Origin of the sequence: endosymbiont of unidentified scaly snail isolate Monju, assembly GCF_000801295.1 — a bacterium.
Lineage (GTDB): Bacteria > Pseudomonadota > Gammaproteobacteria > Chromatiales > Chromatiaceae > MONJU.
This window is the reverse complement of record NZ_AP012978.1, coordinates 1,126,038-1,140,713: the sequence shown is the minus strand read 5'-3', so window position 1 is coordinate 1,140,713 and position 14,676 is coordinate 1,126,038. Positions and strand designations below refer to the sequence as shown.

Here is a 14,676-nt window from a genome sequence, read left to right as displayed (position 1 = left end):
GGCCTCCCCGCTAGCGGGGGAGCGACTTCCGGCGGCCAACCGTCTATCGACTATCGACAAGCTGACCAACCTCAGTTGCAGCCGGAGGAGGGACTGGACCGGGGGGCGCTGACGGCCTTGCCAAATCCTGGCGCATGCGTCGATCATGCACCCATGAACATCTTCGTCCTCAACAGCGGGCGCTGCGGCTCGACCACCTGGATCCGCGCCTGCGAGCACATGCACAACTACACCGCTGGACACGAGAGCCGAGCCCACCTGGTGGGACCCGCGCGTCTGACCTACCCGGAAAACCACATCGAGGCCGACAACCGTCTGAGCTGGCTGCTGGGCCGGCTGGATGCCACCTACGGCAAACAGGCCCTCTACGTGCATCTGCGGCGCGATCCTGAAACCACGGCCCAGAGCTTTGCCCGGCGACACGACTTCGGCATCATGAAGGCCTACCGCGAGGGTATCCTGATCGGCGCCGATCCACAGGTGAGCAGCCTGACCCTGGCGCGCGACTACCTGGAGACGGTCGAGCACAACATCGCCCTGTTCCTGCGTGACAAGCCGCACGTGGTGGAGGCGCGCCTGGAATACCTGGAAGAAGACTTCCTGCACTTCTGGTCGGTCATCGGCGCCGAAGGCGACCTGGATGCCGCACTCGCCGAGCTGCGCATCCTCCACAACAGTTCCTGAGATTCAACCCGGCCAGCGCAACGAGGCACAGCCCCGCGAGGTCTCCGGCCAGGCGACCGACACCCCCGGACATTCCCGCTGCCAGCGCGCCACCAGTGCGCGCTCGTCGGGCCGATCGGCATCGTCCAGCAATATCCGGCACCCCGGCGCCAGTCGCTCCCCCAGCATCGGCAACGCCGGATAGCGCGAGAGCGGTTGCAGAAAGCCCGGCGGCCCGTCGATCACCAGCATCTGCGCAACCACCCCGGGCAGACGGGACAGGTCATACCACTGCCAGCATTCGTCACCGATCCGCGTCTCGCGCAAGGGGGCATGCAAGACCTCGGCGACATCGAGCAGATCGTAGGCCGCCAGCGCTTCGCGCGTGGCCTGGGCGAATTCCACCCCGTTCTCCAGGCTGTACACACGCCCCTGCCCGGCCAGCCGACAGGCACGGGCCAGCACCAGGGCGCTCAGGCCACTGCTGCACTCGACGATCACCTCGGGGGCCTCGTCGTTCAGCACATCGACCGCCAGCTCGAGAAAATCGGCCTCGGCCGACCATTTCGGCGTATAGGGAATGCCGCGATCCAGCCCCAGCCGCTGACACAGGGGCACATAGCTGTCCGGATAATCGAAGGTCATGCCCCCCCCGCCAGGTCGCGCAACACGAGTGCCGCAGCCGCCAGACCAAAGGCCGCAGTGACCGGCATGCAGGCACCAAAACCGGAACAGTTGAGCGAGCCATCGTTCGCACAGTTTTCGAACGTGCGCACCGGCTCGTCGGACCACACCGCAGGCACGCCGAAACTGCGGCGCGGGTTGGTAGGAAAACCGGCCTGCTGACGCAGGATACGGCGGGTGCGCGCCAGCAGGGCGTCCTGCTCGGTGCGCCGCAAGTCGGAGACGCGCACGCGCGTCGGATCGATCTGCCCACCCGCCGCCCCCACGGTGACGATGCGCCGGCCACGCGCACGGCACCAGGCAATCATTGCGGCCTTGACGCGGGCATTGTCGATGCAATCGAGCACCCAGTCGTGCTCTTGCTCGAGCAGGACCTCCAGATTGTCGGGCGAGACAAAATCGTCGACCAGGGTGATCTCACAGGCCGGGTTGATCTGCGCCACGCGCTCGGCCAGCACCACGATCTTGGCCCGTCCCAGGGTGGATTCCAGCGCCGGCAACTGGCGATTTATGTTGGACTCGGCCACGTGATCCATGTCGATCAGGGTGATACGCCCCACCCCGCTGCGCGCCAGCGCCTCCACCGCCCAGGAGCCGACACCGCCCACGCCGACCACGCACAGGCGCGCGCGGGCAATGGCCCCGGCGCCGGCCTCGCCATACAGCCTTGCGATGCCCGAAAACCGTCGATCCACCACCAGGGCCCTCCACACCAGCCAAACGACGCCCAATGATACACTCGCGCCCTGTACGACCTACCCCATGATCCAAACGATATCCGAACGATGTCCCGACTCCAGCTCGACCCCGACCTGCCCGAAACCGACGACCTGCTGAGCCTGCTCCTCGAGGACGTCCCCCTGCTGGACGTGCGCGCGCCGGTCGAGTTTGCCGACGGTGCCTTTCCGCACGCGGTCAACGCACCGCTGATCGACGACGCCGAACGCCACGAGATCGGCAAGACCTACAAGGACCTGGGCCAGGACGCGGCCATCGAGCTGGGCCTGGAGCTGGTTTCCGGCGACAGGAAGGCCGAACGTATAGCCGCCTGGCGCGCCTTTGCACAACGCCACCCGGACGGGGTGCTGTATTGCTTTCGCGGCGGCCTGCGCTCGAAGACCGCTCAGCAATGGCTGGCCGAGACCGGCACCACCCTGCCGCGCGTGAAGGGCGGCTACAAGGCCCTGCGCCGCTTCCTCATCGACCAACTCGCCGAGAACGCCCGCATCATGCGCCCAGTGGTGATCGGCGGGCGCACCGGCGTGGGCAAGACCCGTTTCATCCAGACCCTCAGACCGCACATCGACCTCGAGGGCCTGGCCTGGCACCGCGGATCGGCCTTCGGCCGCCATGCCACACCGCAGCCGCCGCAGATCACCTTCGAGAATGCACTCTCCATCGCACTGCTCAAGCTGGTGCACCGTGGCAACCCCTGGTTTGCAGCCGAAGACGAAAGTCGCAACATCGGAGCCCGGCACATTCCGATCACATTCTTCGAACACTTCGCCCGTGCTCCGGTGGTGGTGCTGGAGGCCGATCTCGAGGAACGCATCGACATTACCCTCCAGGAATACGTACACGATGCGCTCGCGGAATATATCGAATTTTCGGGAGCCTACGACGGATTCCAACAATGGGCGGATTATCTGCGTGACAGCCTGGACCGCATACGGCGCCGGCTCGGCGGCGCCAATCACCAGCGCATCACAAAACTGTTGAATTCGGCCCTGGATCGACACGAAAGGACAGGTGACACCTCACAACATCGCACCTGGATCGCGGCCTTGCTCAACGACTATTACGATGCCATGTACAACTACCAGCTCGAAAAGAAGGCCGACCGTATTCGCTTTCAGGGGCGTCGCGACGAGGTAAAGGAGTATCTTCTCCAGCACCACGACATCTGCTAAATGCCGTGTGCGACTTATTCCCACACAGCAAGTGGCAGTTTCCGGCTGTTGCTACACCGCCCCGACTTACATTACCGTCACGTCCCCGCCACCCCTTCGTCATGCTCGCAACGGCATATCCATTCACAAATCATCTTCATTGTTGTTATACTTGCTCCTGCCGACAGGTTGGCAACAACAAGAATATTCAGTTGGCGACTTAACTACTGAAAATTTCAACGAGGTATGAAATGGCGAAGAAGAAATCCGTGGACGAAATGACCGCCCAGGAACTCTATGAACTGGCCAAGGCGAAGGAAGCCGAGGAACAGGAGCGTCAACGCGAAGCCATGCGCGCCGAGCTGGAAAAGGCCAAGGCCGAACGTAAGGCTCTGCTGGCACGTCATCGCAAGGAACTGGCAGCTATCGACGCCAGGATCCGAGAACTCGGCGGGCGTGTCCGCTCCACGGGTGGAAAAAGTGGTGGGCGGGGCCGTGTCAGCAACACCGTGCTTGAGATCCTGTCCGATAGGAAAGAGCATTCCACGACTGATCTCAAGGCCGAACTGGCCAAGCATGGCGTGGTCGCCAACAATCTGAACCAGACGCTGGCCTACCTGAAGCGCCAGGGCAAGATCAAATCGCCCAAGCGCTCCACCTACGTCATTGCCTGATCGCATACCCGATGCGGTCACACAAGGCCTTCCCGCAAATCGGGAAGGCCTTTTTCATGTGAGATCGGAAGCGGTTCCCTGGCCCGGATGTTTCATCAGCATCCCGAGAGCCGGTAAAGTTCGCAGCCGTTGTGACGCCAATCAGTAGAGAAAACGATAGCCCGGGTATCGCTTGAGCGAAAATCAAGCCACAACAAGCGAGAAACCGCCGACAGGAATAGAACGGCGCCGGATAAAAAACCGCAACCGGCGTCTGCCCCGCCCTCTTGAACGATTCTCCAAGCAGAACAGGGGGGTACGATGCCAGCGCTGTTCGACGGGTGAAATATTCGCGTTAGCTGTCCGGCACCGCCAGCTTCATCACCAGGCTCACCACGCCCCATATGGCGAGTATGAAAAGCCCGGTGAGCACTACTCCCACGATAATGAAATCGCGAGGCCGACCGTGCCTGAAGTCACGGCGCCGTCTTTCATCGCTCTGCACCCCGGCGAAGGAGGCCAGCACGCTGGAAAACACCTGCCAGAAGGTCAGCCGATCTTTTTCTCTGTCATCAGCCATCTCAGTGGATTCTCCGGCAGTATCATTTCGAGCAAAACACAATGGCTTCGTTTCGGGGGCCCCTGAAACACCGCCATGTCCCCACGTGCAGAAGCAGGAAGCCACTTCGGCGCGTCCCGCAATCACATCATACAAGAAATACAAAAAGTGACGACCAGCGGCGGCTCACTCGCGGCGCAGCACCCGGTCATCCAGTTGCCGCTGCTCCTGGCGGGCCTCACGAGCACGTTCGTCGTTACGCTTCTGTTCAACCGCGTTACCGATAGCCCGCGTTCGCGTATGACGTTCCTGCCAGGCTTGCCGGGCCTGCTGATGCCTCGCCTCACTCTCCTCCACCAGTCGGCGCTGGGTGTCGATCGCCTGTTCCAGCTTGTCGATGAAGGCCTGGAACTCGCGTAACCGCGCCGGCGAGCCACTGGCAGAAACCCGTCCGTGTCCTTCCAGGTACTCGCGGCGAAAGGCCTCGAGTTCCTGCAAGCGATGACGGGCCTGATCCCGCTCCCGGCGGACCCGCGCCAGCAAGGCAGCCGCATCGTGCTCCTTTTTCTCGGCCAGGCGACGGATGGTCTCGAAACGCTTCGAATCACGAGACATCGGAGGCCTCCTGCGGGAACAGGGCCATCAGCTCGTCCAGGCTCTGTCGCAGATCCACTCGAGTGTCCATGTCCTGAGCCAGGAAGGCCTGCAAGGCCGGCATGGCCTGGATGGCCTGGTCGATCTGCGCATTCGAGCCCGGCTCGTAGGCGCCGACGCTGATCAAGTCACGGTTCTGCTGGTACAGGCTGTAGAGCTGCTTGAAGGCGCGCGCGGCCAACCGGTGCTCGCGTGTAACAATGTCGTTCATGGCACGACTGACCGATGCCTCGATGTCGATCGCTGGATACTGCCCGGTCTCGGCGATACGCCACGACAGCACGATGTGGCCATCGAGGATGGCACGCGCCGCATCCGCGATGGGATCGTTCTGGTCATCCCCCTCGGCCAGTACCGTGTAGAAGGCGGTGATCGAACCACTGTCACGCTCGCCGTTGCCCGCACGCTCCACCAGTTGTGGCAACTTGGCGAACACCGAGGGTGGATAGCCCTTGGTGGCCGGCGGCTCGTTGATCGCCAGTCCGATCTCGCGCTGTGCCTGGGCGAAACGGGTCAGCGAGTCCATCAGCAGCAACACCTGCTTGCCGCGGCTGCGGAAATACTCGGCCACCGAGGTCGCCAGCATGGCACCGTGCATGCGCCGCAGTGGCGGCTGATCAGCGGGTACCGCCACCACCACCGAGCGCGCCATGCCCTCGCTGCCGAGGATGTTGTCGATGAATTCCTTGACCTCACGCCCCCGCTCGCCGATCAGCCCCACCACCACCACGTCGGCATTGGTGTAGCGGGTCATCATGCCCAGCAGCACCGACTTGCCCACGCCGGAGCCGGCGAACAGCCCCAGCCGCTGCCCACGACCGACACTGAGCAGGGCATTGATGGCGCGGATGCCCACGTCCAGGGGCTCACGGATGGGCGCACGGCTGAGCGGGTTGATGGACTCACCGGTGAGCGGCCAGCGTTCGCGGACCGCCAGCGGACCCTGGCCGTCCAGTGGAAGACCGCTGCCGTCGATCACCCGACCAAGCAGTGCCTCGCCCACCGCCACCTCGGACACCCGCCCGGTGGGCACCACCCGGGCATCGGCCTGCAGACCATGCAAGTCACCGGTGGGCATGAGGTACAGGCTTTCACCAGCGAAACCCACCACCTCGGCCTCGATGGTCTCGCCGCCATTGTTGATGATCTCGCAGATCTCGCCGATGGCCGCACGGCAACCGATGGCCTCCAGGGTAAGGCCGACCATGCGCGTGAGCTTGCCCTCGACCACCAGGCCGCGGGTCTCGGGCATCACCTCGGCCAGGCGCGCCACGCGCCGCGCCCAGATCTCACTGCGCTGCGGATTCGGCGGCATGCTTGCGTTCCCGATCGATACCCAGCAGTGGGGCAATCAGGGCATTGATACGCGACTCGAGGGTGGCATCGATCTGCGAGTGCTCGGTGACCACTCGGCAGCCGCCGCGCTGGATCACCGGGTCCTCGATGATCTGCCACTTCTGGTCCGACTCGCCCAGGGTATAGGCCTCGCGCACCACCGCCGCGTCGTCGGGATGCAGCAGCACGCGGATGCGCCGGGTGTTCACCGGCAGGATGTTCAGCGCCTCGCGCACCACACCCACGATGTGCGAAGGGTCGGTGCGGATCTCGCGGCGGATCAGCTGACGCACCATGGCGATCACCAGGGTCACCACTTCCTGCTCGACCTGGTCGTCCAGTTCCTCGAAGGGCGTCTCGAGTGTCTGCAAGAGGCGATCGAACACCGCCAGCTTTTCCTGGATCTCGCGCCGGCCGGCCTCCAGCCCCTCACGATGACCGAACTCGAAGCCTTCCGAGCGCCCCTGTTCATAGCCCTCCTGCTGAGCGCGTGCCGCCAGCTCCTCGAGCTCGGCCGCGGTGAGCAACGGCGCAGGCTCGTTCGCTTCCTGCACCGAACGCCCACCCATATCCGGCGGCTGCCATTGCTGCGCGTGGCCTTCTGCGGCGCGTATCACTCGGCTGCGCTTGTGACGGGGATCAGTCATGGCACTCAGATGAAGTCGTCACCGCCACCGCCCCCGAGCATGATGTCGCCAGCCTCGGCCAGCTTGCGGGCGATCGACAGGATCTCCTTCTGCGCGGCCTCGACATCCGACACCTTGACCGGCGGCGCGGCCTCGAGATCGTCCTTGAGCATCTCGGCAGCGCGGGACGACATGTTCTTGAAGATCTTCTCCTTGAGCGCATCGGGCGCACCACGCAAGGCCAGCAGCAGTTGATCGGAAGAAACTTCGCGCAACAGGGTCTGCATGCCGCGGTCGTCGAGATCGATGAGGTTCTCGAACACGAACATGTTGTCCTGGATCTCCTGCGCCAGCTCCTCGTCGGCCTTCTGGATACCCTCGATGATCTCGGCTTCGATAGAGCCATCGACGAAGTTGAGAATGTCTGCCGCCTTCTTCACGCCGCCCAGTGCCGAGGACTTGATGTTGGTGTTGCCCTCGAGCTGGCGTTCGAGGATCTTGTCGAGCTCCTGCAAGGCATTGGGCTGTATGCCCTCGAGGGTGGCGATACGCATGATCACGTCGTTGCGCACGCGTGGATCGTGGAACTCGGCGAGTACGCCGGCGGCCTGGTCCGGATCGAGAAAGGACATCACGATGGCGATGATCTGCGGATGCTCGTAGCGGATCAACTCGGCGATGGCCCTGGGATCCATCCACTTGAGCTGCTCCAGGCCCTTGCTGTTGCGTCCAAGCAGGATACGGTCGATCACCCCGCTGGCCTTGTCCGAACCCAGCGCCTTGGTGAGCATGTTGCGGATGTACTCGTCCGAGCCCATGCCCAGCGAGGTCTGCTCGCCGATGGCCTCGACGAACTCGTGCATCACCAGCTCCATCTGCGAGTTGGTGATGTTGCTCAGGGGGGGGCATCGCCAGGCCGATCTCCTGTACCTCCTTGGGCTCCATGTACTTGAGCACCTCGGCGGCATGGTTCTCGCCCAGCCCCAGCATCAGCAGGGCCGAACGCTCCAGCCCGGAAAGGCGGGCCACGACCTGCTGGTCGGTCTCTTTCTGCGCGGTATCAGCTGGCATCTTCGGCTATCCAGATCTTGACCAGTTGCGCCACGCGCTTGGGATCTTCGTCCACCAGCTTGCGCGCAGCCTCCATGATGTTTTCGTACTCGCCACCGCCGGGCAGCTTGATCGGCTCGCCGCTCTTGCCCAAGGCCAGGCCACCTTCTCCGTGGCCTTCCAGCGGCTGCCCGTCCGGCCCCAGCGGGCCGCTCACCACTGCGCCCTCGGGTCCCGCTGCGACTCCCTCGGCACCGGCACCGGCCAGCGCCAGCTCGGTGCTCTCGGGCGGGCTGGTCAGGCGCTTGAGGGTCGGGCGCAGCACGCCGAACACCAGCAACAGCACCAGCAGCAGCCCTCCCACCTGCTTGACCAGATCCAGGAACCATGCCTGTTCCCAGAGCGGCGGTTCTGGCAGGTCTTCGACCGGTTCGGGGGCCAGGAAGGGACTATTGATGACCTTCACGCTGTCGCCCCGGCGCGCATCGAAACCGATGGCCTCGCGCACCAGCTGGGTGATGCGCTCGATCTCCTCGGGCGTGCGCTCGCGACGAGTCACCTTGCCATCCGGCCCGGTGGTCACCACGTCGTCCACCACGACCGCCACCGACAGGCGACGCAGCACTGCCGGGGCCTGACGCGTATGGCTGACTATGCGGTCGAGTTCATAGTTGCGCGTGGCCTGGCGGGTGGTATCGACCAGTGAGGATGTCCCGCCGGCCCCCTGCCCCTGCGCCGTCTCGGGGGCCGTGCCGGCCGCCGGCGGCTGGTTGCTCAACGCGCCGGGGATGCCCTGCGGCGCGCCACTGCTGCGCTGCTGCTCGTTGATCTGTTCGCTGCGCAGTGCCGGCTGATCGGGGTTGTAGCGTTCCTGGGTCTGCTCGGTGACCGTGAAGTCGATGTCCGCGGTGACCTGGGCGCGCACCTGGTCCTTGCCCACGATGGGCACGAGCAGATCCTCGATGCGCCGGCGCAAATGCTCTTCGACCTTGCGGGTGTACTCGAAATGGCTGCTCGAACGCTCGATGTCGTCATCGGCCTGGTCGCCACTGAGCAACTTGCCACGATGATCGACCACCGTGACCCGTGCCGGCTCGAGCTCAGGCACGCTGGAGGCCACCAGGTGTACGATGGCGCGCACCTGTCCCGGATCGAGCGTGCGCCCGGCGAGCAGCTTGACCGTGACCGCTGCGCTGGGCTTCTTGCGGTCGCGCACGAACACCGACTGCTTGGGGATGGCCAGATGCACCCGCGCGCTCTGTATCGCACCGATGGTGGCGATGGTGCGCGCCAGCTCACCCTGCATGGCCTGCAGATAGCGTGCGCGCTCGATCACCCGGCTGGCACCAAAGCCCATGTCCTTCTGCAACAGTTCGAAGCCCATGCCGGTGCTGTTGGGCAGGCCGGCAGCGGCGAGCTGCATGCGCAGCTCCTTGACCTTGCCGGCCGGCACCAGGATGCTGCCGGTGGTCTCGTCCACACGGTACTCGACCCCGTTCTTCTGCAACACCTCGAGTACCTCGGTGGCATCCTTCTCGGCCAGATTACCGTACAACGGCGCCAGGGTGGGCGTCTACGACCAGAGTACCACGGCCACCCCCAGGGCCACGCTGGCGGCAATCCCGATCATCACCGCCAGCTAGCGGAAGATGGGATTGTCCTTGAGCGTAGCCGCCGGATCAGGCAGGGCATTGCCGGTGCTCAGGGCGGTGCTCTCGGTGGCGTCTGCCATGTGCTGCTACCTCTGTCGTCGAATGGGCCGCCTCACAGCGGCATGTTCATGACGTCCTTGTAGGCCTCGACCAGCTTGTTGCGCACCTCGGTCATGGCGGCAAAGGCCAGTCCGGCCTTCTGGCTGGCGATCATCACCTGCGCCAGGTCGACGCCGGGCTCGCCGGTCTCGAAACCGGTCTTGAGGGCCTCGGCCTGCTGCTGCATGTCATTGACCTTGTCGATGGACTTGCCCAACAACGCCTGGAAGCTGACGTCCTCGGCTGCCGGCGTGGCCTTGGCGGCAGGACTGCCTGCCTGCGCGGCCATCAGCCGCATCTGTGCCAGTACCTGGGAAATCTCCGGTGTGCTCATGTCTTCGACTCCGTTGTTCGCCGGTTTTTCGTCATCAAGCGGATCTGTTCAACAACAGGGCAAGAAGCGGGCCAGTCTCAGGGGATGGCCACGCCGGCCTCACGCAACTTCTGCAGCTTGTAGCGCAGGGTGCGCGGACTGATGCCCAGGATGTCGGCAGCGGCCTTGCGGCTGCCGCCCGTGCGCAGAGCATCGAGGATCAACTGCTCCTCGACCGAACGCAGGTCGTCGTTGAGGCGCTTGGGCGCCTCGGATTCCGTTGCCACCGCGGGCGGAGGCACGGGGGGGCGTTCCCTTCGGCCTCGAACAGAATGTCGGCGGCACGGATGCATTCGCCGTCGCAGAGGATCAGGGCACGTTGCATCAGGTTGTCCAGCTCGCGCACATTGCCTGGCCAGTTGTGCGCCAACAGGCGGGCCTCGGCCTCGGGCAGCAGTTCCGGCAGGGCCTGACCGGGCTGGCGCTGGCGCGCGAGCAGAAAACGCGCCAGCGGCAGGATATCCCGCGGACGCTCGCGCAACGGCGGCAAGGTGATGGGGAACACATTGAGCCGGTAGAACAGGTCCTCGCGGAAACGGCCGGCGGCCACTTCCTCGCGCAAATGCCGGTTGCTGGTGGCCAACACACGCACGTCGAGCTGGATCAGCTCACGTCCGCCGATGCGCTCCACCTCGCGCTCCTGCAACACGCGCAGCAATTTGGCCTGCAGGGGCAGGCTCATCTCCGAGATCTCGTCGAGCAGCAGGGTGCCACCCTGGGCCTGTTCGAACTTGCCGGCCGAGGCGCGCACCGCGCCGGTGAAGGCACCCTTCTCGTAACCGAAAAGCACTGCCTCGAGCATGTTCTCGGGAATGGCCGCACAGTTGATGGCCACGAAGGGGCCGTCGGCGCGCGCCGAATGGGCATGGATGAAGCGCGCCAGCACCTCCTTGCCAGTGCCGGACTCGCCACCGATCATTACCGTGGCATCCGAAGCCGCCACGCGGCGCGCCAGTTCGGCCAGCCCGCGGGTACGCAGGTCCTCGGCGATCATCTCACCGGGCGTGATCTCTTGTCGCGGCAGGAAACGTGCAACCTTCTCCAGCAGGTCGCCTACCTCGAAGGGTTTGGCCAGATAGTCCACGGCACCCAGTTTCATGGCCTCGACCGCCTGTTCCACCGTGCCGTAGGCGGTCATCACCAGTACCGGCAGGCCGGCATGCCGGTTGCGCAGGTGACGCAACAGGGTCTGACCGTCCATGGGGCGCATCTGCACGTCGGTCAGCACCATGTCGGCCGGCTGGCGCTCCAGCAGGGCCAGAGCCTGCTCGCCATCGGTGGCTGTCGCCACCTCGTAGCCCGACAGCGACAGGGTATCCTTCAGTGCCTGCGCCAGGGCGCTGTCGTCTTCTACCACCAGGATGCACTTGCCGTTCATGCCGTTCATGCCGTCTCTCCCGTTTCTGCTGCGTCCAGGCGCGGCAGCTCGATCCGGAAGCAGGCGCCGCCCAGCGCCGAATCGCACAGGCCAATGTCACCACCGTGCGCCAGCACCACGGCCTGCGCCACTGCCAGGCCCAGGCCGGTGCCGCGCTCGCGGGTGGTGAAGAAGGGGTCGAAGATACGCTCGCGAATGTCCGGGGGGATGCCCGGGCCGTCGTCCTCGACGCGCAGGCGCACCCGGTCGCCTTCCGACACTTCGAGCGAGACCTGGAGATGCCCGCGCTCGCCGGCGTGGTACAGGGCATTGTCGAGCAGGTTGCAGAGCACCCCGCGCAAGGCATCGCGATTGCCCAGCACCTGGCACTCGCTGGCATTGTCGAGATGCAGTTTCAGGGTGATCTCCTCGTCGGCCAGGCGCGGCCCCAGGCTGTCCACGGCCTCGACCACCACCTCGCGCAGTGATACCGAATTGGGCTGGAAGTGCCCTCCCCGACTGAAGGCGAGCATGTCCGAGACCAGGCGCTCGGTGTGTTTCAGGCCCTCGACCAGAGTGGCGGCGAACTGCCGGCGCTGTGCCGGATCCAGATCGTCACGGCCGAGTTGCCCGCCGTAGAGCAAGGCGGTGGCCAGCGGGGTGCGGATCTGGTGCGCCAGTTGCGCTGCCATCTCGCCCATGTCAGCCAGCCGGTCCTGCCGAGCCGCCCGCTCCTCGAGCTCGCGCTGCGCGGTGACATCGACCAGCAACAGGATCTCGCCACCATCATTGAGCGCTCGCGAAGAGACGCTGAGCCGGCGCCGGTTGCGCAACAGCCAATCGCTCTCACCCCACTGGCTGAGCAGGTTGTCCTCGCGCACCTCCTGCCAGCGTCTGCCCCAGCCCAATCCCTCGAACAGGGCCTCGGCGGCGGGATTGAAGCGATCGATACGCCCACGCCCGTCCACCAGAATCACAGCCGCGGGCAACACTTCGAGCAGTACCGAGAGCCGGTCGTCGGCCTGGAGACGCTGCTGTTGCTCGGCCTCGCGCGCGGCTCGCGAACGGGCCAGCTCGGCCGTCAGTTCAGCCACCTGGCCTTCGAGACGGGCATAGGCCCGGGTAAGTTTTCAGACAGGGCATTGAAATCCGCAAACGCCTGGGTGAGCGATGCCGCCCGGTCGGGCGCGGGAGTTGCACAAGTGACGCTCATGGGGACTCCGGCCTCCTGTTCGTATGACTTCGAACAGCATCAGGCAAGAGTCGTGCCTAAATCAGGTATCGCTTTCAGATCAATCAGTTGCCGGTGGAATTAAAGGCGTGCGTCAAGTTTCCGTCCACCCTTCACGCCATCTCGTTGGCACGCTGGAGACCGTACTTGCGCAGCTTTTCCACCAGTGTGGTGCGACGCATCTGCAATTTCTTGGCGGCATGAGCCACCACGCCGTCGGCTTCTTCCAGCGCCTGGCGGATCAGGCTCTGTTCCACGTCGGCCAGGTAGGCCTTGAGATCGATGCCTTTGGGCGGCAGGCGCGGCACCGTGGTCACCGTGCCCGGCTGGGTACCCGCAACCGTGACCTCAGGCAACTCCTCGCCGGTCGACGATGCTGCCGGGGCAGGCATGCCGGCGCGAAACTTCTCGGGCAGATCGCCCACGTCCACCACACCGTAGGGATAGAGAATGGCCAGACGCTCCATCAGGTTGGCCAGCTCACGCACATTGCCGGGCCAGCTGTAATAGGTAAGCGCGGTGACCGCCGCCGGAGTCAGGCGCACCGAACCGCGCTTTTCGTGCTCGATGCGGGCGATCAGATCGGCCACCAGCACCGGGATGTCTTCCACCCGCTCGCGCAGCGGCGGCACCTCGATGGGAAAGACGTTCAAGCGGTAATAGAGATCCTCGCGGAAATTACCGTCCTTGATGGCCTGCTCCAGGTCACGGTGGGTGGCGGCAATGATGCGCACATTGCAGCGTATGGTCTTGTTGCTGCCGACCCGTTCGAAGGTGCGCTCCTGCAGCACACGCAGCAGCTTGACCTGCATGTGCATGCTCATGTCGCCGATCTCGTCGAGGAACAGGGTGCCGCCCTCGGCCAGCTCGAAACGTCCCTGACGGGAACTGATGGCCCCGGTGAAGGCCCCCTTTTCGTGGCCGAACAACTCGCTCTCAAGCAGGTCGCCGGGGATGGCGCCACAGTTGACCGGCACGAAGGGCTTGCCACGACGCTTGGAGTGGTAGTGCAGCTTGCGCGCCACCACTTCCTTGCCGGTACCCGACTCGCCCAGGATCAGCACCGTGGCATCACGGTCTGCCACCTGCTCGATCATCCTGTTGATTTCGCGCGTGGCCCGCGAGTTGCCGGAAAGGCTGCGGAACAGCTCCACCGGCCGCCGCGCGCCCTCGCCCTGGCGCTGGTTGTCGGAAAACACCTGGGCACGGTGCAAAATGGAGATCACGGCATCGAGGTGCGCCGGCAAGGACAACACGGCGATCACGTCACCACTGACCAGCATCTCCTCGCCCGCCCCCTCCTTCTCGCGCACCTGCACCAGGGCCGGCCGGACCTTGCCCTGCTCGATGGCCCGCAGCCAGGCACCGCGTTCCTCGGCGGGGAGACCGGTACCCATGAACACCGACACCGAGTGCTCGGCATAGCGGTCGATCATCTGCACCATCGCCTCGGGGGAGTCCGGAAACTCGACCTTGCAATCGACGAACTCCAGGATGTGTTTCAGATAGTTCCTGGATTCTCCCTCCGACATCACCAGAAGGGCGGCTGCCGCCTTGAGGGTGTTATCCGTCGCTGTCTGCGCCATCCACGTCTCCTGCGGTTGAACTAAGACAACCATAATCAAAGCCTCACTCAGAGCCACCCGGCTGTTCCGGATCAAGGCGCGGCTCGCAGGGAATGGCGGGCCCTTGCCAAGAGCCGCAACGCAGAGCCGGGACATCCGGGTGGCTCCCTGCGGGCGGGCTTCTGGGTGCCCACCCACTGCGTTACGCCGACTTACACATAGAGTGACTATGCCTGCGTCGGCGTGCCTTGTGGTTGAACGCCCAGAAGCCCGCTGAGCGCGGCCT

Annotated in this window: 13 protein-coding genes and 2 pseudogenes; 3 read left to right on the top strand and 12 right to left on the bottom strand. The window is 64.7% G+C overall.

The genetic code is table 11. The features are described from left to right. Window positions 1–153 precede the first annotated feature (153 nt). Window positions 154–684, top strand: a complete 531-nt coding sequence (locus EBS_RS05335) for a hypothetical protein (RefSeq protein ID WP_043107669.1) — start codon at window positions 154–156, stop codon at window positions 682–684. Between the two features lie 3 nt (window positions 685–687). On the opposite strand, the gene EBS_RS05330 is transcribed toward EBS_RS05335, so the two are convergent. Further along, window positions 688–1,308 carry an O-methyltransferase gene (locus EBS_RS05330; protein WP_052199332.1) on the bottom strand — a complete coding sequence of 207 codons (621 nt, stop codon included), beginning with the start codon at window positions 1,306–1,308 and terminating at the stop codon, window positions 688–690. Continuing rightward, a complete protein-coding gene (locus tag EBS_RS05325; protein WP_231892851.1) occupies window positions 1,305–2,045 on the bottom strand; it encodes a tRNA threonylcarbamoyladenosine dehydratase in 741 nt (246 codons plus the stop codon). Before EBS_RS05325 ends, EBS_RS05330 begins: the two co-directional genes overlap by 4 nt. Window positions 2,046–2,132: 87 nt before the next feature. Here EBS_RS05325 and mnmH point away from each other — a divergent pair, with 87 nt between their 5' ends. Both mnmH and EBS_RS05315 read left to right on the top strand, forming a co-directional pair. After that, window positions 2,133–3,257, top strand: a complete 1,125-nt coding sequence (mnmH, locus tag EBS_RS05320) for a tRNA 2-selenouridine(34) synthase MnmH (RefSeq protein WP_043107668.1) — start codon at window positions 2,133–2,135, stop codon at window positions 3,255–3,257. A gap of 230 nt (window positions 3,258–3,487) precedes the next feature. Next, window positions 3,488–3,910: a hypothetical protein gene (locus EBS_RS05315; protein WP_043107667.1), complete on the top strand. Its 423-nt coding sequence runs from the start codon at window positions 3,488–3,490 to the stop codon at window positions 3,908–3,910. 334 nt (window positions 3,911–4,244) lie between these two features. Here the strand turns inward: EBS_RS05315 and EBS_RS05310 are convergent, their stop codons facing one another. The 10 genes and pseudogenes from EBS_RS05310 to EBS_RS05265 form a co-directional block, all read right to left on the bottom strand. After that, on the bottom strand, window positions 4,245–4,469 hold the full coding sequence (locus EBS_RS05310; protein WP_043107666.1) for a DUF2970 domain-containing protein: 225 nt from the start codon (window positions 4,467–4,469) through the stop codon (window positions 4,245–4,247). A gap of 165 nt (window positions 4,470–4,634) precedes the next feature. Beyond that, on the bottom strand, window positions 4,635–5,063 hold the full coding sequence (fliJ, locus tag EBS_RS05305) for a flagellar export protein FliJ (RefSeq protein WP_043107665.1): 429 nt from the start codon (window positions 5,061–5,063) through the stop codon (window positions 4,635–4,637). Beyond that, entirely contained in the window at window positions 5,053–6,417 is a 1,365-nt protein-coding gene (gene fliI, locus EBS_RS05300; protein WP_043107664.1) for a flagellar protein export ATPase FliI, read from the bottom strand. Before fliI ends, fliJ begins: the two co-directional genes overlap by 11 nt. Continuing rightward, entirely contained in the window at window positions 6,392–7,084 is a 693-nt protein-coding gene (locus EBS_RS05295; protein ID WP_081999836.1) for a flagellar assembly protein FliH, read from the bottom strand. The genes fliI and EBS_RS05295 overlap by 26 nt, the downstream gene beginning before the upstream one ends. 5 nt (window positions 7,085–7,089) lie before the next feature. After that, window positions 7,090–8,134: pseudogene (fliG, locus tag EBS_RS05290) on the bottom strand (flagellar motor switch protein FliG). Next, on the bottom strand, window positions 8,124–9,668 hold the full coding sequence (gene fliF, locus EBS_RS05285) for a flagellar basal-body MS-ring/collar protein FliF (RefSeq protein WP_231892850.1): 1,545 nt from the start codon (window positions 9,666–9,668) through the stop codon (window positions 8,124–8,126). Before fliF ends, fliG begins: the two are co-directional and overlap by 11 nt. A gap of 209 nt (window positions 9,669–9,877) precedes the next feature. Further along, on the bottom strand, window positions 9,878–10,198 hold the full coding sequence (gene fliE / locus EBS_RS05280) for a flagellar hook-basal body complex protein FliE (protein WP_043107663.1): 321 nt from the start codon (window positions 10,196–10,198) through the stop codon (window positions 9,878–9,880). 77 nt (window positions 10,199–10,275) lie between these two features. Next, window positions 10,276–11,615, bottom strand: a pseudogene (locus tag EBS_RS05275) (sigma-54-dependent transcriptional regulator). Between the two features lie 5 nt (window positions 11,616–11,620). Then, window positions 11,621–12,688, bottom strand: coding sequence for a sensor histidine kinase (locus tag EBS_RS05270; protein WP_052199330.1), 1,068 nt, complete (start codon window positions 12,686–12,688; stop codon window positions 11,621–11,623). Window positions 12,689–12,938: 250 nt separating this feature from the next. Beyond that, window positions 12,939–14,411 carry a sigma-54 interaction domain-containing protein gene (locus tag EBS_RS05265; protein WP_052199329.1) on the bottom strand — a complete coding sequence of 491 codons (1,473 nt, stop codon included), beginning with the start codon at window positions 14,409–14,411 and terminating at the stop codon, window positions 12,939–12,941. Window positions 14,412–14,676: the final 265 nt, after the last annotated feature.

Excerpts from the sequence above, each read along its gene's own strand:
- mnmH (WP_043107668.1), top strand. The coding sequence starts at position 2,133 with ATGTCCCGACTCCAGCTCGACCCCGACCTGCCCGAAACCGACGACCTG.
- fliI (WP_043107664.1), bottom strand. The coding sequence starts at position 6,417 with ATGCCGCCGAATCCGCAGCGCAGTGAGATCTGGGCGCGGCGCGTGGCG.
- EBS_RS05315 (WP_043107667.1), top strand. The coding sequence starts at position 3,488 with ATGGCGAAGAAGAAATCCGTGGACGAAATGACCGCCCAGGAACTCTAT.
- EBS_RS05330 (WP_052199332.1), bottom strand. The coding sequence starts at position 1,308 with ATGACCTTCGATTATCCGGACAGCTATGTGCCCCTGTGTCAGCGGCTG.
- EBS_RS05295 (WP_081999836.1), bottom strand. The coding sequence starts at position 7,084 with ATGACTGATCCCCGTCACAAGCGCAGCCGAGTGATACGCGCCGCAGAA.
- EBS_RS05265 (WP_052199329.1), bottom strand. The coding sequence starts at position 14,411 with ATGGCGCAGACAGCGACGGATAACACCCTCAAGGCGGCAGCCGCCCTT.
- fliJ (WP_043107665.1), bottom strand. The coding sequence starts at position 5,063 with ATGTCTCGTGATTCGAAGCGTTTCGAGACCATCCGTCGCCTGGCCGAG.
- EBS_RS05310 (WP_043107666.1), bottom strand. The coding sequence starts at position 4,469 with ATGGCTGATGACAGAGAAAAAGATCGGCTGACCTTCTGGCAGGTGTTT.
- fliE (WP_043107663.1), bottom strand. The coding sequence starts at position 10,198 with ATGAGCACACCGGAGATTTCCCAGGTACTGGCACAGATGCGGCTGATG.
- EBS_RS05335 (WP_043107669.1), top strand. The coding sequence starts at position 154 with ATGAACATCTTCGTCCTCAACAGCGGGCGCTGCGGCTCGACCACCTGG.